Here is a 16728-nt window from a genome sequence, read left to right on the forward strand (position 1 = left end):
AACAACGGGGGCAACTACCGAAGAACCAACACGGGAGTAAATCGGAATGAAGAAGACCCTTATCCTGACGACGGCTCTTGTCGGCTTCGCCTCTGCGGCGTCGGCCCAGGAGCTCACCGTCATGTCCTGGGGCGGCTCCTACGGCGTCAGCCAGGTGGAAGCCTACAACAAGCCGTTCGCGGCCGAGAAGGGCGTGACCGTCAACATGGTGGACGCCGACAACCCGGGCACGCCGATCAAGGCGATGGTCGAAGCGGGCAACGTTTCGGTCGATGTGGCCGACGTCGAGCTTTCGGACGCCGTGCGCCTTTGCGACGAGGGCCTCCTCGAAGTGATCGACCACTCGGCGCTGCCGCCCGCACCGGACGGGACCCCGGCCGAAGAAGATTTCGTCGAGGGCGCGCTCGTTTCCGAATGCGCGGTGGCGAACATCGTCTGGTCGACGGTCTATGCCTACGACACGACGAAGTTCTCCGGCGAAGCGCCGACCACGATGGCCGACTTCTTCGATGCCGAGAAGTTCCCGGGCAAGCGCGGCCTGCGCAAGGGCGCGAAGGCCAACCTCGAAATGGCTCTGATGGCCGACGGCGTGCCCGCCGCGGAAGTCTACGACGTCCTCGACACCGACGAGGGCATCCAGCGTGCCTTCGCCAAGCTCGACACGATCAAGAACGATGTCGTCTGGTGGGAAGCCGGCGCTCAGCCGCCGCAGCTTCTGGCGGACGGCGAAGTGGCGATGACCACCGCCTACAACGGCCGGATCTTCAACGCCGCCGTGTCCGAGGGCAAGCCCTTCGAGATCGTCTGGGACGGCCAGATCATGGACTTCGACCTCTTCGTCGTGCCGAAGGGCGCGCCGAACAAGGACCTCGCCATGGAATACATCGCCTACGCGACCGACACGCAGCGCCTCGCCGACCAGGCGAAGTGGATCAGCTACGGTCCGGCGCGCAAGTCCTCGGGTCCGCTCGTCGGCCTGTACCAGGACGGCAAGACCGAGATGGGTCCGCAGATGCCGACCGCTGAGGCGAACATGGGCAACGCGCTCGTCAACAACTTCGAGTTCTGGGCTGACAACAGCGTGGAACTGGAAGAGCGCTTCAACGCCTGGCTCGCGGCCAACTGAGGCCTGACTCTCTTGGGGGTGGCGCATCGCGCCGCCCCCTTTCTCATTCTCGACCCATCTCTCTCGAGGGGCATGAATTGGCAGTCCTCACCACTCAAGATCCCGCCGCCGATGCTGGCCGGCTGACCACGGCAGACGGCAAGCCGCTGAAAGCCGCGCTCGCCCGGGCCCAGGCCCGTTCGCGCCGTCGCGCGTTTTTCCTCGTCATGCCGCTCCTGGTGTTCATCCTCGCGACTTTCGTGTTCCCGATCGGGCAGATGCTGTTCCGCTCGGTGCACAACGACGCGTTTTCGTCGAACATGCCGAACCTCGTCGCATGGTTCGATGCGACCGAGTCCGGCGCGGAGCCCGATGAGGCGGCCTATGCCGCGCTCGCCGCGGACCTGAAGCTGCTGCGCGAGAACCGCACGGCCGGCGAAGTCGGGACGCGGGTCAACTACGAACTGTCCGGGACGCGATCGCTCTTCACATCGACCGCGCGCAAGGCCGACAAGCTGGAGCCGCCCTTCAAGGAGGCGATCCTCGATGCCGACGATGAATGGGATGATCCGCAGCTTTGGCAGGTCATGCGCGATGCGTCGTCCGCCTATACGATGAACTTCTATCTCGCTGCGGTGGATCTCGTGCGCGACCAGACCGGTTCCATCACCTCGGTGGAGGCCGACCGCCAGATCTACGTGCAGCTCTTCGAGCGCACGTTCATCCTGTCCGCGCTCATCACGATCCTGACCTTCCTTCTCGGGTTCCCGATCGCGCACCTTCTGGCGGTCCTGCCGCTGCGCTACTCGAACCTCCTGATGATTTTCGTGCTGCTGCCGTTCTGGACCTCGCTCCTGGTGCGGACGACGTCCTGGATCGTGCTGCTACAGCAGCAGGGCGTGGTCAACTCCGCCCTCGTCGCTTCCGGGATCATCGGTGACGACGGACGCCTGGCGTTGATCTACAACCAGACCGGCACGATCATCGCGATGACGCATATCCTGCTGCCGTTCATGGTGCTGCCGCTCTACTCGGTGATGCGGCCGATCCCGCCGTCCTACGTTCGCGCGGCCCGTTCGCTTGGAGCGTCCTCGTGGAAGGCGTTCCGCTCGATATACTTCCCGCTGACCGTGCCTGGCATGGCAGCCGGCGGGCTTCTCGTCTTCATCCTCGCGGTCGGCTACTACATCACGCCGGCTCTCGTCGGTGGCGCCTCGGGGCAGCTCATCTCCAACCTCATCGCCTATCACATGACGGACTCGTTGAACTGGTCGCTCGCGGCGGCCCTTGCGGCGATCCTTCTGGGCGCGGTCCTGCTGCTCTACTGGCTCTATGACCGCCTGATCGGCATCGACAACCTCAAGCTCGGTTAACACCATGGCCCTTCCCAGCTACGCCACTCCGCTCGAGAAGCTCTGGTACTGGACCTACCGGGTCATCTGCGCGCTGATCTTCCTGTTCCTGATCGCGCCGATCCTCGTGGTGATCCCGCTCTCGTTCAACGCCGAGCCGTACTTCACCTTCACCGAAAAGATGCTGGCCTTCGATCCCGAAGGCTACTCGATGCGCTGGTACGATCTCCTGCTAACCTTCGGGATGCAGGCGCCTGACGCCACGCGCGACTCGGCGTGGTGGGCAGACGTCTGGCAGAACGCGACTTGGGTCAAGGTGGCCAAGAACTCGGTCATCATCGGCTTCTTCTCCACGATCCTCGCGACCGCGCTCGGCACGCTCGCCGCGCTTGGCCTTTCGCGTCCGGAGATGCCCTTCCGCCGGGCGATCATGGCGGTCCTGATCTCGCCGATGATCGTTCCGATCATCATCACCGCGACCGGTCTGTTCTTCTTCTATTCCTGGACGGGCCTTGCAGGGACCTACACCGGGATCGTCCTCGCGCATGCCACGCTGGGCATCCCGTTCGTGATCATCACCGTGACGGCGACGCTCGTGGGCTTCGACCACTCGTTGACCCGCGCGGCGGCATCGCTCGGCGCATCGCCGACGACGGCTTTCTTCAAGATCACCATGCCCCTGATCTTGCCGGGCGTGATCTCGGGGGCGCTCTTCGCCTTCGTGACCTCGTTCGACGAGGTTGTGGTCGTGCTCTTCATCGCCGGCTTCGATCAGCAGACGATCCCGCGGCAGATGTGGAACGGTATCCGGGAACAGATCAGCCCGGCGATCCTTTCGGTCGCGACGGTCCTCGTCATCGTGTCGATCGCGCTTCTGACGACGGTCGAGCTTCTTCGCCGCCGGTCCGAACGGCTGCGGGGCATGGCGCCGCAGTGACGTAAGAATTCCCTGGAGCGGCTATCCGCTTCGGGCGCTGAAACACCAAGGGAAACGGAAGAACTCTTCCGTTTCCCTTTCGCTTTTCTTTGAGCCCTGAGGAGGGGTTCAGGGAAGAACCGCGAGCCAGACCCAGACGGTCAGGATCGACAGCCCTGTCGCCAGCAAGACGGAAGAGGCGGCGACCCGTCGGGCGGCGCCGTACATGTTGGCGAAGACATAGGCATTCGCGCCCGGCGCCATGGACGCGGTCAGGACGGCGGAGCGGAGCTGATCCGTCGTGAGGCCGAAGACCGTCTTTCCCAGACCCCAGGTGATCAGCGGGTGCAGGATGAGCGAGATCGCGGCAACCATCGCGATGGCTTTCATGTCGCCCTCGGGCCGGTAGCGCACGAGCGTGCCGCCAAGGCCGAAGAGAGCCGCGGGCAGTGCCGCGCTCGCCATCATCTGGACCGCGGACCAGGCAAACTCGGGCGGTTCGATCCCCCCGAGGTTCACCGCAAAACCCAAGGCGATGCCGATGACGAGAGGGTTCTTCACGATCGATGCAAGGATCTGCCGCGCGAGCGTCCGGCGGGCGAGGGCCGTGCCGTGCGACCGCGCAAGTTCCATCGCGGCGATTCCGAACGCGTAAAGAATGGGCGCATGGATCGAGATGATCGCGTAGTTCCCCGCGAGAGCTTCGGGGCCGTAGGCGCGCTCGGTGATCGGAAGACCCAGAAGCAGGGAGTTCGAGAAGAGACAGCAGAAGCCGATCGCGACGCTGTCGGTCATCGGCCGCTTGAAGATCAGGCGCGCACCGGCGAAGCCCGCCGCGAAGCCCGAGAAGGCACCGATATAGAACGCGAGCATCAGACCCGGATCGAAGTTCGCCGCCAGGTCGAGCCGCGCGATCGAGCGGAACAGGAGGACGGGAACAGCGAAGTTCTGCGCGAACCGCATCAGGCCATCGACGGCGCCTTCGGAGATCCAGCCGCGCCAGGCGACGAAGTAGCCATAGCCGATGACCAGGAAGACCGGCAGGATGACGTCGAGAAGCGCTTCCACCGGGCCTCAGGCCCCCAGTTCCAGCACCATCCCGTCATAGGCGGCGCAGACATGTCCCGGCGTCTCGCCCTCGACAATCGCGTAGTCGAGGTCGATATGCATGTTGGTCAGCACCGCGCGCGTGGGCTTGGCCCTTTCGATCCATTCGAGCGCCAGGTCGAGATGGGCATGCGTCGGGTGCGGCGTGCGCCGCAGGGCGTCGATGATCAGGATATCGAGCCCGTAGAGCTGTTCCCACGCGGCGGCGTAGATGTCCGACACGTCGGGCAGATAGGCGAGACCGCCGATGCGGAACCCGAGAACGTCGATCGAGCCGTGCGCGACCCGGATCGGCGTGAAGTCGATGGCGCCCCCGGGGCCGCTGATGGAGAAATGCCCGCGGATCGTGTGCATCTCGCAGATCGGCGGGTAGGAGGAGCCCTCGGGCTGGACGAAGGCGTAGCCGAAACGGGAAAAAAGCGATTCCTGCGTCGGTCCGTCCGCCCAGACGGGCATGATTGTCCGCGTGTTGAAGACGACCTGCCGGATATCGTCGAGCCCGTGCATGTGATCGGCGTGGGAATGCGTGTAGACGACCGCATCCAGCGTCGCGACATTCGCGTCGATCAGCTGCTCGCGCATGTCTGGTGAGGTGTCGATCAGCACGCGCGTCACTGCCTCGCCGTCGATCCGTTCGACGAGAAGGGAGCAGCGCTTGCGCCGGTTCCTCGGATTGTCGGGGTCGCATTCGCCCCAGTGGCCGCCGATGCGCGGCACGCCGCCGGAGGAGCCGCAGCCGAGGATGGTAAAGCGAAGCCGCGCCACGATCAGGCCGCCTTGGCCGCGCGGGCGGCCTTCCTGAACAGTCGGTCGAAATTCTCTGACGTGGTCGTCGCAAAGTCTGCGTAGGAGAGGCCGAAGATTTCCGCGCCGACCTTCGCGGTGTTCACGACATAGGCCGGTTCGTTGCGCTTGCCCCGGTAGGGCGGCGGCGCGAGGTAGGGTGCGTCGGTCTCGACGAGGATCCGGTCAAGAGGGGCAGCCGCGAAGATGTCGCGCAGCTCCTGCGATTTTGGGAAGGCCGCGATCCCCGACATCGACAGATAGAAGCCGAGGTCGAGTGCCGCGCGGGCGAGGCCCGCACCCGAGGAGAAGCAGTGCATCACGCAGGAATAGGGGCCGTTGCGATAGCCTTCGGCAAGGATCGCCGCCATGTCCTCATCCGCGTCGCGGGCATGGATGATGAGCGGCAGGCCGGTTTCCCGCGCCGCATCGATATGGATCCGGAGGCTTTGCCGCTGCACCTCGGCACTTTCGGCGGTGTAGTGGTAGTCGAGCCCGGTTTCCCCGATGCCGACGAATTTCGGATGCCGTGCGAGCGCCTTCAGTTCGTCCACGGTGGCGAGCGGTTCGTCGGCCGCGCTCATCGGGTGTGTGCCGGCAGCGTAGTAGACGCCGTCATGGGCCTCCGCGATGGCGCGGACCTTTGGTTCCTGCCGGAGCCGGGTGCAGATCGTCACCATCCGGGTGACGCCGGCCGCGCGTGCGCGGGCCACGACATCGGGGAGTTCCTCCGCGAAGTCGGGGAAGTCGAGGTGGCAATGGCTGTCCACGATCTCGGGGGTCTTGGTCATCGCGCCGTCCGGGCCTTCCTCAGGCGGGCGCGGTGATCCGGGCCGCCGTCTCGTCCATCTTCAGGACCATATCAATCACCAGCGCGGCGGGGTCAAGGTTGACCGCCTTGCCCTGGCGCGCGCGGGCGCCGAGTGTCTGCGCGAGGTCGGCCCAGGCCCGTGCCGCGAAGGCGTCGGGGGAAAGGCGGGCGAGGGTCTCGGCCTCGCCTGCCGCGGCCTCTGGCGAGGGGGCGCCCTGGACGCCCGCGCGGGCCAGTCGGGCCAGGAAAAGATCGAACAGGGTGAGCAGAAGGTCGAACCGTTCCTCCGCTCCTCGGGCGGCGGCTGCTTCCGCGAGCGCGAGCATCTTCTGGCGGTCGAGGCGGGGGAGGGACGCCGCCAGGTCGACAAGGCGCGCATAAAGCTGGAGCCCGTCGAGATTGACGAGCCGTATCGCCTCGCCGACGGAGCCGCCGGAAAGCGCCGCGAGCGCGGCGGGGTCGACCGCCTCGGTGCCCGCCTGAGACAGCGCGGCTTCCATGTCGGCGGGGCCGAGCGGGGCGAGCCGCAGTTCCCGGCAGCGCGAGCGGATCGTCGGCAATAGCCTCGCAGGCTGGTGGCTGACAAGAAGGAACGTGACCCCGGCGGGCGGTTCCTCGAGGAGTTTCAGAAGCGCATTGGCGGCGCTCACGTTCATTTCGTCGGCGGCATCCACGATCGCAACGCGCTGCCCGCCGTCGGCGGCGGAGAGCTGGAAGAAGCTCTTGAGGCGGCGAACCTCGTCCACGGTGATCTGGGTCTTCAGCCGCTTCCGGTCGTCGTCCCATGCACGGCGGAGAAGGAAGAAGCGCGGTTCGGAAAGCGCGGCGAGGCGGCGGGCAACCGGGTGGTCGGGCGCGACGTCGAGGCTTTCCGGTGGTGGCGGGGCGCCGAAGAGGCCGCCCTGGTCGCCTGGCTGCTCGTTCGTCAGGAGGAACCGGGCGATCCGCCAGGCGAGGGTGGCCTTGCCCACGCCACGGGCGCCCGTGAGAAGCCAGCCGTGGTGCATCCTCCCCGACGCAAATGCGGAAAGGAAAGCGGCCTCGGCCGCTTCCTGGCCGAAGACCTCTGCCGTGTCGCGCGGATGGGGCGCACCTTCGACGCGGTCAGCCTCGGGGTGGGCATCATCGGTCACGGGCGGCCTCACCGGAGCGCGCTTTCGGCGATACGCTTCACCTCGGCGGCAACGGCCTCGGGAGAACGGGCACCGTCGATCACGCGGAAGCGGGCAGGGTATTCGGCCGCAAGCGAAAGGAATCCCTCGCGCAGCAGCGCCTGAAAGCCGGCGCCCATGTCCTCGAAACGATCTTCGCCAGAGTTGCGCGCCAGCCCGCGTTCGAGAGCCTCGGCAGGCTCCATGTCGATAAGGAAGGTGAGGTCCGGTTCGCGGCCGATCATCTCGTCATGGAGCCGATCGACGAGGCGGCGCAGCTCGCCCCGTGCGGCGCCCTGGTAGACCCGCGTCGAGTCGGCGAAGCGGTCGGATATCACGATCTGTCCGGCGTGGAGGGCCGGAAGGATCGTCTTTTCCAGATGGTCGCGGCGCGCGGCGGTGAAGAGCAGGATCTCTGTCTCGGCCGACCAGCGTTCAGGATCGCCTTCGACGAGAAGGCGCCGGATCTCTTCCGCGCCCGGACTTCCGCCCGGTTCGCGCGTCAGCACCACGTCGCGGCCCTCGGCGCGCAGCGCCTCGGCAAGCCGCCGCGCCTGTGTGGATTTCCCTGAACCGTCGATCCCCTCGAACGTGATGAACATGCAGCCCGGCCGTCAACTGCCCGCAGCTTCGACCAGGCGGTCCGTGAGGATGCCGGCAGCCGTCTTCAACCTGACCCCGAATCCTCCGCGCGGCACCTCGGTCTCGGCCACGAGCGGCACCCGGGCAGATTCCATCCCCGGGATCTCGATCACGAGTTCGCCGACCTCCTGCCCAGCGGCGATCGGAGCCTCGAGCGGACCCTGGAAGACCACCTCGGCCTTCAGGCTGTCCTGAGCGAGAGCCGGAAGGAGGAGCGTCGCATCCTCCGCGACGGTCAGTCCGACGCGCGGCGCCTTGCCCATGAACACGTCGGCCTCTGCGATGCGGGCGCCGGCCTTTGCAACGGTCTTCTGGGTGAATTGCCGGAAGGCCCAGTTCACGATCCGCTCGGCTTCCTCGGCGCGCTCGGTGTCGCTGGAGAGGCCGCTGACGACGAGAACGATACGCCGCCCGCCCTGCACTGCGGAGCCGACGAGGCCATAGCCTGCCTCGCTGGTGTGGCCGGTCTTCAACCCGTCGGCGCCGATCCCGAGTTTCAGGAGCGGGTTGCGGTTGTTGCGGTTGTCGGGGCTGCGGCCGTCATAGATGAACTCCGTGACCGCGAAGTAACCGTAGTATTCGGGGAATTCCTGGATCAGACGGACCGCGAGGCGGCCCAGATCGTGCATCGACATGCGCTGGTTCGGATCCGGCCAGCCGCTGGAATTGGCGAAGGTCGAATTCGTCATGCCGAGTTGCCGGGCGCGCTCGGTCATGAGCTTCGCGAACGCCTCCTCGCTGCCGGCGAGGCCCTCGGCCACGACGACGCAGGCGTCGTTTCCGGACTGGACGATGATGCCCTTGATCAGTTCCTCGACAGTGGGCCGGTCGGTCTCGTTCAGGAACATGGTCGAGCCACCCATGGCCTTGGCGCGCGAGGACACGCTGAATTGCGTATCCAGCGCGACGCGACCGTCGCGCAGCGCCTCGAACAGCATGTTGATCGTCATCAGCTTCGACATCGAGGCCGGCGGAAGCGGCACGTCGGCGTTCTTGTCCAGAAGAACGGTATCGGTGGTGACGTCATAGACCCACGCCGAAGTGGCGCGGGTGTCGAAGGCCCGCGCCGGGAGCGCGGCCAAGAGAACAAGCACTGCAATGGAAAGAACGCGTCGGAGCGTTTTTCGAAAGGCATGGCTCATGAGTTCGCTCCTCCTTGCTCAGCCCTTGACGGGATAGGCGTCCTTGTAGCCGAGTTCCGTGACCTTCTTCAGGATCTCGTTCCTCGCGCTCACGTCGACAGCCGGCCCCACGATCACGCGCCAGACCGGTTTGCCGCCCGAGGTGCCGGATTTCACCTCGACCGCAAGCCCGGCATTGGAGATTTTCGCGGCGGCGTCCTTCGCGTTGCTCTCCGTGCCGAAGGCCCCGATCTGGATATAGGGCAGCGAAAGGTTGCCGCCGGCGGCGATGCCGGCCGGTGACGGGGCAGGGGCGGGCGTCTCGACCTTGGTGCCGTCGCCGTCGAGTGGTGCGGCTTCGATGGTCGCGGTCGTGACCGGAGATACGTCGGAGGCCGTTTCCTGTTCTGCAGGCTTCGGCTTTCTCTGCCACCACTTGCGCTTCGGCTGGGGCTCGGGCGTGACCACCTCGGCAGCGGTCTCGGCGGCCGCCGCCGCAGCCGCTGGCGCCGCAGACGCGGCGGGCTTCGCTTCTTCGGCCTTCGGCGCCGGAGCGGCCTCGGTGGCCTTGACCGCTGCCGCGGCCACAGCTGCAGCCTCTTCGTCCTCGGGCTTGGGCTTGGGCGCGGGGGCCGGAGCGGGTTCCGGCTCCGGCTCGATCGTCTCCCTACGGAGGGCGACCACGGAAATCTCGGTCGGCCGGCCGGCGACGAGACCAAGCGCCTCGGCCGCGTCCGACGAAACCTGAAGCAGCGGGCCCGGCATTTCACGTTCCCGCCGGAACAGCGCGCCCTCGACGGACAGTCCCGTGGCGGGATTGCGGATCAGCACACGCTCGGGATCCCTGACGTCGGGATGCGCCACCCATACACCGCCCAGTGATGGGCGCCCGTCCCAGAGGCCCCTGTCGGTGACCTTGAAGATATCGGGGCGTTCCACGTCTCGCTCGACCGGCTTGCCCGACCGGGCCGTCTGCGCGGCTGCGGCCGCACCTGCATCCGCGGTCCCGCCGCCGGGAGCCATCCCGTCCTGACACGCTGCCAGAAGCAATGCAGCGCCAAACGCGAGCGGGAGTTGCCCGTACTTCAGCCTAGCCATCCTTGCCCCCTTCGCACGCGCTGAACGCCGTGCTTGACTGCCGGACTGGCCGGACTGCCGTTGCGGATACGCAATGGCCCCTTGCCTGTCCTCACCTCGAACGATCGCGCCTTGTTCCCGCGCTTGAGGCGCATAGTAGCGGCTCGCTTGTGGCATTGGAAGGCCGCGCCCGACCCTCGGCAGAATTTGGCGCGAACCGGACCGGTCGAACCGCCTTTCAGAATCGGCTCTGGCGCGTTAAGCGGCGGGTGTCGGAGGAGTGGCAGAGTGGTTGAATGCACCGGTCTTGAAAACCGACGTGGGTGAAAGTCCACCGTGGGTTCGAATCCCACCTCCTCCGCCACTTGCACATTGCAAACCCGAGATGAGGTCCCTGACGGGGCCTTTTTTCTTTTTGGTTCAAAGGGGTTTAGCGGAGCAATCCGACTTTCGGAGACTGGTATTTCCGCCGGAATCGGTCTCTGAACGCCCCGCGTCTCTTTCCACCCGCCCTTCATGGAAATCGAGACGGATTCAAAAAGTGACGTCTTTTCAGTGATTTGACGAAATCTACCTACGCCGCAGTTGACCCCGGTTCGTCTGCTCTCGGTGCGAACAGAGACACCCGAAGGCGGCGTGGTTGTGCGCGTTGATGCGTAGTGTGTTGCTTGGACGCCCGTAAAGCAGCCTCGTAACGTTATGGCTAAAGGCAAATGCTACTTTCGTGCGTGCAAGGCTCGTTTCAAAGACGCCGCACAAGAAAACCCGCACAGTGCTGCTGCATCCGCTGCCGAAATGCCTTGTTGCAGCATAAGTTCCCGCGCTCTGGCCAGGCGCATGTGTTGATAGCATCTTCCCGGCGACAAACCGACTTCCGCCTCGAACCGCCGCGCCATGGTTCGCAGCGTTAGCCCTGCGGTGGCGGCGATCTGGGACAAACTTTGGGGGTTTTCTATTGTAGTGGCCATGAGGTCCAACACCTTGCGAATACGCGGATTGGGGTGGGACGGTAAGCCTCCAAACCCACCATCGGTTGGGCTAGAACGACGTGGGGCATTAAGGAACATCGACGCCGCATCGAACCGGGCCGAAGGACCGAAACGGCGGGCGATCTCTTGGAGCACCAGTTCCATCGCCCCCGCAGCGCTGCCACAAGTCAGCCATTTGCCATCGGTGGCCATCGGATCGGCCGAAGCCTCCACCTTGGGGAAGGTCTGTGTGAATTCCTCCAGCAACTGCCAGTGCAGGGTCGCGCGCCGGCCATCCAGATACCCCGCCGATGCCAATAGCCACGCCCCTGTATCGGCGGCGATGACGGTTCGTGCCTTCTGGGCGATCGCCAATGCGCGGCGGGTCGCGGGTTGCCCGGCCTCTTTCCGGAAACGGTCCCCACCTGCCACGATAAGAAGGTCGCACCCCCTTGCCTGCGACAGCGGGCAATCGGGTGCCAGCGTCAACCCGCTGGAAGACCGCATTGGAGCATCCTGCGGGGTCAGGATGCTCCATGTGATATCTGCTCCGTGTTCGTCGCGAACCACACGCAGGGGCTCCAACAGGCAGGCGAGAACCATATTCGAGAACGCTTCGAACAAAAGGATGTTGATCCGCAGAGGCTGTGAGGTATTTGGCAGAATCTGTTCCATGTTTGGCACTATCGGTGATTTGGCGACGTATGGCGATGGCGCATTCTGACCAAAATGCGCTTTTGGAGAGCCGCCATGACCGACCGCCCCCTGTCCCACATACGCGTGCTGGATTTCGGCCATTACCTTGCCGGGCCGATGGTCGGTATGATGCTGGCTGACCTGGGGGCCGAGGTGATCCGGATCGACCCGCCTGGCGGGCCGCGCTGGAACGATCCTGCATTTGACATGCTATCGCGCGGCAAGCGGTCTTTGGCGCTTGACCTCAAGAGCGATGCAGGGCGGCAAACCGCGCTGGATATGGTCGCGAGGGCTGATGTGGTGATCGACAATTTCCGCCCCGGCGTGATGGCGCGGCTGGGGATTGGCCCCGCCGATCTGCGCGCGGCGAACCCCGGCATCGTGTCGCTGTCGCTGCCTGGGTTTGCCTCGACCGACCCCGAATTGGCCGGGTTGGCCGCGTGGGAGGCGGTGGTCGCGGCCCGCACGGGGCAGTTCACCGATATGGGGCTGAACCGGCAATTGATGGGGATCAACCCGTCCTTTACGCCGCTGGGTCTTGCCTCGGCGTATGGTGCGGCGTTCGGCGCGATGGCGCTGCTGTTTGCGCTGGGTGCCCGCGACCGGATGGGCGGTGATCATATCGAGGTGCCGCTGGCCTCGGCGCTGTTCGAAGGGCTGGTCTATAATTGCGAGCAGGTGCAGGATTACCCCGCCCGCTACAAATCCCCGCGCGAGGTGGAACTGGACCGGCGTCGCGCGGCCGGTCTGCCGCTGGACCTGAGCTATGCAGATCTGGGCGCGTTTCTTGATCCCTTCTATCGCACCTATACCTGCGCCGATGGGCGGGGATTCTATGTCGTGTCCTGCTCGATCAAGACCCATCAGCGCCGCGCGCTCAGGGCGCTGGGGTTGGACGATCTGGCCGATACGCTGCCCGATTTCGACGCTTACCTGGACCGGAAGGACTGGCCGGATGAATGGGCGTTGCGGAATTATCCGGTGGGGGATCGCGACCGCAAGCGCGTGTCAGACGCGATGCAGACGGCATTTCTGACGCGGCCTTCGTGGGAATGGGAGGCGATCTTTGGCACTGCCAAGGCCCCCGCCAGCGCGCAGCGCAGCACGCGCGAGTGGCTGGCCGATCCGCACGCCCTGGCCTCGGGGCTGGTGCTGACGGTCAATGATCCGCGCCATGGGCCGATGCGGCAGATGGGCAATCTGGCGTGGCTTCTGGGGGATGCAGGTGCGATGGACAAACGGGCTGGTCCGGTGGCGGATGAGTTCCGCGCCGATTTGCCCGCCATGCTGTCCGAGGCGCCACGCAACGTGCCGCCCGGCAAAGGCGCGGGCGGCTGGCTCGACGGTCTCAGGGTGGTGGACCTGACCAACGTCATCGCCGGGCCGACCATCGGCGCGACTTTGGCACGGTTCGGGGCAAAGGTGACCTCGGTCCAGCCGGTCAGCCCCTCGGTCGATCCGTGGAATGCCATCGTCTTTGGCCTGCATGCCCATCGCGGCAAGGAGAGCGTCCTGCTGGACCTGGGCAGCGACGCAGGGCGCGCGGCGCTGGAGCGGCTGATCGCGGGCGCCGATGTGGTCACGATGAACGGCACCGATGAACAGCGCGACGCGCTTGGCCTGTCGTCTGACCGGCTGGCGGCGCTGAACCCGCGCGCGATCCTTGTGCAGCTCGATGCCTGGGGCGGGCCGATGCGCGGGCCGAAATCGGATCATCTGGGCTATGACGATCTGGCACAGGCGGCGACCGGCGTAATGGTGCGCTTTGGCGGCAGGCCGGACACGCCCGAGGAACACGCCCATTTCGGCACGATCGACGCGCTGACGGGTTATGCGGCCTGCGTGGCGCTTGGTGCGGCGCTGGAACGGCGACGCCTGACCGGCAAGGGCGGCGTGGCCCGCGCGGCGCTAGCCGGGTGTGGCGCGATGATCCAGGCGCAGTTCATGTATGATTTTGACGGGCGCGCGCCCTTTGACGAACCCGCCGGGCGGCAGGCGCGCGGATGGGGGCCGTTCTATCACTGCTACCGGGCCACGGATGGCTGGATGTTCTTTGCCGCGCCGACCGAGCGCGCGGCTGCGCTGGCCCGTGTGCCGGAACTGGCCGATCTGGCGGGGCTGGATATTGATAAGCTGGCCGAGGCGCTGGCCGACCGCTTTGCCGCCCATCCCATCGCCCATTGGCAGACGCGTCTTGGGGGTGGCTCGGCCAGCGTGGTGCCGCTTGGCTCGCTTTCGGACAATCGCGATGCGAACCTGCATCTTGAAAGCAACGGCCCCGCCGATATCCGGCACGCCACCTATCGCGCGATCCGGCATGACCGGCATCCGATGGGCCGCTGGGTCGATCTGGTCGCGCCCAATGCCGTGCGCCCCGACCGCGCCGCGATCACCATCCCCGGCCACGCCCCCAAACCCGGCGCGCAGACGCGGGCGATCCTGTCGCAGATCGGGCTGACAGAGGCCGAGATCACCGCCATGTTAGACAAAGGCACCGCCGCGACGAGCTGGTCCGACAAATACCTGCCGGAGTAACCGCATGACGACCGAAGGCCCCGGCGCCGCCATCACCCCCCGCACCCGCACCCGCGCGCGGCACATTCTGGACCATTACTATATCGGGCCGGCGCGCGATCCACAGGTGCTGGAAATCTGGGGCTATACCCCGCGCATGAGCTATGCGCCGGGGGACGAGGTCGTGCTGCATGTCTCGACCACCGCCGACCGCTGGTCGTTCGAGGTGGGGCGGGATGGTGCCACCTATGAACCTCTGCTGCGCGTGGGTGACTTGCCGGGCACGCATCACGACACGCCCGCCGACTGTTCGGTCTCCGGATGCAACTGGCCGGAAAGCACGCGCTTTACCGTGCCCGAGGGCTGGCGCCCCGGTGGCTACCTGATCACCCTGACCGCCGAACGCGATGGCGACCGGGTCGAGGAACACCACCTGATCCTGATCCGCCGCGCCCCGCATCTGCCGCGTGCGCCCTATGTGCTCGTCTGCGCCACCGGCACGTGGCTGGCTTATAACTGCTGGGGCGGATCGAACCATTACGAAGGGATCACCGGGCCCGAGGGCAATGAATTTTCCCCGGTCGTCTCTACCCAGCGGCCGTGGACACGGGGGTTTTGCAAACTGCCCGCTGGTGCGCCACGCGCCTTGGCCGACCATCCGCCCCGGCATGGCGAGATGACGCGCTATCCTTACATGGAATGGGCCTATGCCTATGGCTATTCCAAGAAATACGCCTCGGCCGGGTGGGCCAGCTATGAACGTCCCTTCGCCCGCTGGGCGGAAAGCGCGGGCTATGATCTGGACTTTTGCACGCAGCACGATCTGGACGCCGACCCCGACCGCCTGACCGGCCATGCCTGCGCGATCTTCGTCGGGCACGATGAATACTGGAGCGCAGCCATGCGCGACGTGGTGGATGCCTACGTCGATGCAGGTGGGCGCGTGGCGCGCTTTGCGGGCAATTTCCTGTGGCAGACGCGGCTGAGTGACGAGGGCCGCACCCAGACCTGTTTCAAATACGTGGCCGAGCGTGACCCGATGGCCGCCAGCCGCACCCCCCACCTGACCACCGCCGCGTGGGAGGTCGCGCCGGTAAACCGCCCCGGCGCGCTGACATTCGGCGTCAACGCGTTGCGCGGGGTCTATGCCGGGCTGGGGCGTTGCGCGGGCAACGGGCCGGGCGGGTTTACCGTCTATCGCCCCGATCACTGGGCCTTTGATGGTGCCGGGCTGGGTTATGGCGATGTGCTGGGGGCATCCTCGCGTATATTTGGTTATGAGGTCGACGGGCTGGACTATCGGATGGAGGATGGGCTGCCGTTTCCCACCTGCACCGACGGGGCGGTGTCGGACATCACGATCATTGCCATGGGGCTGGCCACGAATATCGAGGCAGATACCGGTGTCTGGGGCGAGACGCTCTATATCGGCAGTGCGGATGCGGCGTTCAAAGCGAGGGCGCTTCATGGCAAGGCTACGCCTGAAACGCTTGACGCCTGCGCGCGCGGCAATGGCATGATCATCCACTGGCCGAAGGGCAAGGGCGAGGTGTTCACCGCCGCGACCTGCGAATGGGTGGCCGGGTTGCAGCGTTGTGATCCTCAGGTAGTTGAAATCACGAAGAATGTGTTGAACAGATTTGGGATCTTAGAGCCGCTCTCTATCACTCACATCTAGAACCTGACCAATCTGTGCGCCCCAAGCCTCCCCCGCCAGAAAGCACAGATCGTACAGGCTGACTGCTGACACCTCCCGCCCGCAGGTCAGCCGCTTCAGCACCTCGGGGGCCAGATAGGCCAGCCGTAACTGGCGGCTGACATGGCGCTCGGCCAATCCGACGGCCTCGGCCAGTTCCTGAATCGTGGTGAACTCACCGGCCTCCATGCGTCGCCGCCATCCCCATGCCCGGCCGATGGCGCGCAGGATATGAGGATCTTGGGTCTGATCCTCGCTGGGCCGGTAGTCGGCGGGCGGCATTATCTTGGGCCGGCCGTTTTTCTTGCGCACCGTCAGGGGAATTAGAACGCGGATCGTGTCGTTGGGTTTGGTCATTCCGCAACCTCCATCCGGCGCGGCACCATCATCTCGCGGACGACCCCCGCGATGCCTTCTCGCCGAATGTCGACCTCGAGCCCGGCGGCGGTGACCGTGACCCGCCGCACCAGAAGCTGGATGATGCGGGCCTGCTCGGCCGGGAAGAGTTGCGACCAGAGGGCCTTGAACTCGCGCAGGGCCGTAATGGCATCCGCCTCCGACGCCCCGCCGCCGTCTCGTTTCAGGGCGGCCAAGACCTGCGTGACCACCTCTGGCGTTTGCAGGATGCGGCGAATTTCGGTCACGACCGCGTCCTCGACCATTCCGGCGGCGAGCCGCATGGGCGCGGTCTCCCCGCCGGTGTCACGGTTCCGGATCACGTCCATGGACACATAGTAGCGGTAGAGCTTGGCCCCCTTTTTGGTTCTGTCAGAGCAACTTGGCTTGCCG

Annotated in this window: 15 protein-coding genes and 1 tRNA gene; 6 read left to right on the forward strand and 10 right to left on the reverse strand. The window is 65.8% G+C overall.

Annotation, left to right across the window (positions count from 1 at the left end; all coding sequences use genetic code 11):
* Positions 1–46 precede the first annotated feature (46 nt).
* The 3 genes from ABCN56_RS13625 (at position 47) to ABCN56_RS13635 (ending at position 3394) form a co-directional block, all read left to right on the forward strand.
* Positions 47–1126 carry an ABC transporter substrate-binding protein gene (locus tag ABCN56_RS13625; protein ID WP_343081337.1) on the forward strand — a complete coding sequence of 360 codons (1080 nt, stop codon included), beginning with the start codon at positions 47–49 and terminating at the stop codon, positions 1124–1126.
* Positions 1127–1203: 77 nt separating this feature from the next.
* Positions 1204–2478, forward strand: a complete 1275-nt coding sequence (locus tag ABCN56_RS13630) for an ABC transporter permease (RefSeq protein WP_343081338.1) — start codon at positions 1204–1206, stop codon at positions 2476–2478.
* 4 nt (positions 2479–2482) lie between these two features.
* Positions 2483–3394, forward strand: coding sequence for an ABC transporter permease (locus tag ABCN56_RS13635; RefSeq protein ID WP_343081339.1), 912 nt, complete (start codon positions 2483–2485; stop codon positions 3392–3394).
* Positions 3395–3502: 108 nt separating this feature from the next.
* On the opposite strand, the gene ABCN56_RS13640 is transcribed toward ABCN56_RS13635, so the two are convergent.
* From ABCN56_RS13640 to ABCN56_RS13670, 7 genes are read right to left on the reverse strand one after another with little or no spacing between them, the layout of a single operon-like run.
* Positions 3503–4441 (reverse strand): AEC family transporter, encoded by a 939-nt coding sequence (locus tag ABCN56_RS13640; protein ID WP_343081340.1) that lies wholly within the window; start codon positions 4439–4441, stop codon positions 3503–3505.
* A 6-nt stretch (positions 4442–4447) separates the two neighbouring features.
* A complete protein-coding gene (locus tag ABCN56_RS13645) occupies positions 4448–5245 on the reverse strand; it encodes an MBL fold metallo-hydrolase (RefSeq protein WP_343081341.1) in 798 nt (265 codons plus the stop codon).
* Between the two features lie 2 nt (positions 5246–5247).
* Entirely contained in the window at positions 5248–6054 is an 807-nt protein-coding gene (locus ABCN56_RS13650; RefSeq protein WP_343081342.1) for a TatD family hydrolase, read from the reverse strand.
* Between the two features lie 19 nt (positions 6055–6073).
* Positions 6074–7207: a DNA polymerase III subunit delta' gene (locus ABCN56_RS13655; protein ID WP_343081343.1), complete on the reverse strand. Its 1134-nt coding sequence runs from the start codon at positions 7205–7207 to the stop codon at positions 6074–6076.
* 8 nt (positions 7208–7215) lie between these two features.
* Positions 7216–7827: a dTMP kinase gene (tmk, locus tag ABCN56_RS13660; RefSeq protein ID WP_343081344.1), complete on the reverse strand. Its 612-nt coding sequence runs from the start codon at positions 7825–7827 to the stop codon at positions 7216–7218.
* Positions 7828–7839: 12 nt separating this feature from the next.
* Positions 7840–9009, reverse strand: coding sequence for a D-alanyl-D-alanine carboxypeptidase family protein (locus ABCN56_RS13665; protein ID WP_343081345.1), 1170 nt, complete (start codon positions 9007–9009; stop codon positions 7840–7842).
* Positions 9010–9027: 18 nt separating this feature from the next.
* A complete protein-coding gene (locus ABCN56_RS13670) occupies positions 9028–10086 on the reverse strand; it encodes an SPOR domain-containing protein (RefSeq protein WP_343081346.1) in 1059 nt (352 codons plus the stop codon).
* A gap of 253 nt (positions 10087–10339) precedes the next feature.
* Between ABCN56_RS13670 and ABCN56_RS13675 the strand changes: the two genes are divergently transcribed.
* A tRNA-Ser gene (locus tag ABCN56_RS13675) sits at positions 10340–10429 on the forward strand.
* Between the two features lie 352 nt (positions 10430–10781).
* Here ABCN56_RS13675 and ABCN56_RS13680 read toward each other — a convergent pair.
* On the reverse strand, positions 10782–11831 hold the full coding sequence (locus ABCN56_RS13680; protein WP_343081347.1) for a GlxA family transcriptional regulator: 1050 nt from the start codon (positions 11829–11831) through the stop codon (positions 10782–10784).
* On the opposite strand from ABCN56_RS13680, the gene ABCN56_RS13685 reads away from it, so the two are divergent.
* Both ABCN56_RS13685 and ABCN56_RS13690 read left to right on the forward strand, forming a co-directional pair.
* Positions 11784–14264: a CoA transferase gene (locus tag ABCN56_RS13685; protein WP_343081348.1), complete on the forward strand. Its 2481-nt coding sequence runs from the start codon at positions 11784–11786 to the stop codon at positions 14262–14264. The two genes, ABCN56_RS13680 and ABCN56_RS13685, sit on opposite strands and share 48 nt — an antisense overlap.
* Positions 14265–14268: 4 nt before the next feature.
* Entirely contained in the window at positions 14269–15921 is a 1653-nt protein-coding gene (locus ABCN56_RS13690; RefSeq protein ID WP_343081349.1) for a N,N-dimethylformamidase beta subunit family domain-containing protein, read from the forward strand.
* Here ABCN56_RS13690 and ABCN56_RS13695 read toward each other — a convergent pair.
* A complete protein-coding gene (locus ABCN56_RS13695; RefSeq protein WP_343081350.1) occupies positions 15892–16296 on the reverse strand; it encodes a hypothetical protein in 405 nt (134 codons plus the stop codon). The two genes, ABCN56_RS13690 and ABCN56_RS13695, sit on opposite strands and share 30 nt — an antisense overlap.
* A complete protein-coding gene (locus tag ABCN56_RS13700; RefSeq protein WP_343081351.1) occupies positions 16293–16664 on the reverse strand; it encodes a site-specific recombinase in 372 nt (123 codons plus the stop codon). The genes ABCN56_RS13695 and ABCN56_RS13700 overlap by 4 nt, the downstream gene beginning before the upstream one ends.
* Positions 16665–16728: the final 64 nt, after the last annotated feature.

This window comes from Ostreiculturibacter nitratireducens (assembly GCF_032670585.1).
Taxonomy (GTDB): domain Bacteria; phylum Pseudomonadota; class Alphaproteobacteria; order Rhodobacterales; family Rhodobacteraceae; genus Ostreiculturibacter; species Ostreiculturibacter nitratireducens.

Coding starts and splice junctions, on each gene's coding strand:
- ABCN56_RS13670 (WP_343081346.1), bottom strand. CDS start 10,086: ATGGCTAGGCTGAAGTACGGGCAACTCCCGCTCGCGTTTGGCGCTGCA.
- ABCN56_RS13690 (WP_343081349.1), top strand. CDS start 14,269: ATGACGACCGAAGGCCCCGGCGCCGCCATCACCCCCCGCACCCGCACC.
- ABCN56_RS13635 (WP_343081339.1), top strand. CDS start 2,483: ATGGCCCTTCCCAGCTACGCCACTCCGCTCGAGAAGCTCTGGTACTGG.
- ABCN56_RS13680 (WP_343081347.1), bottom strand. CDS start 11,831: ATGGCCGAAATCCAGCACGCGTATGTGGGACAGGGGGCGGTCGGTCAT.
- ABCN56_RS13665 (WP_343081345.1), bottom strand. CDS start 9,009: ATGAGCCATGCCTTTCGAAAAACGCTCCGACGCGTTCTTTCCATTGCA.
- ABCN56_RS13700 (WP_343081351.1), bottom strand. CDS start 16,664: ATGGACGTGATCCGGAACCGTGACACCGGCGGGGAGACCGCGCCCATG.
- ABCN56_RS13625 (WP_343081337.1), top strand. CDS start 47: ATGAAGAAGACCCTTATCCTGACGACGGCTCTTGTCGGCTTCGCCTCT.
- ABCN56_RS13695 (WP_343081350.1), bottom strand. CDS start 16,296: ATGACCAAACCCAACGACACGATCCGCGTTCTAATTCCCCTGACGGTG.
- tmk (WP_343081344.1), bottom strand. CDS start 7,827: ATGTTCATCACGTTCGAGGGGATCGACGGTTCAGGGAAATCCACACAG.
- ABCN56_RS13650 (WP_343081342.1), bottom strand. CDS start 6,054: ATGACCAAGACCCCCGAGATCGTGGACAGCCATTGCCACCTCGACTTC.
- ABCN56_RS13685 (WP_343081348.1), top strand. CDS start 11,784: ATGACCGACCGCCCCCTGTCCCACATACGCGTGCTGGATTTCGGCCAT.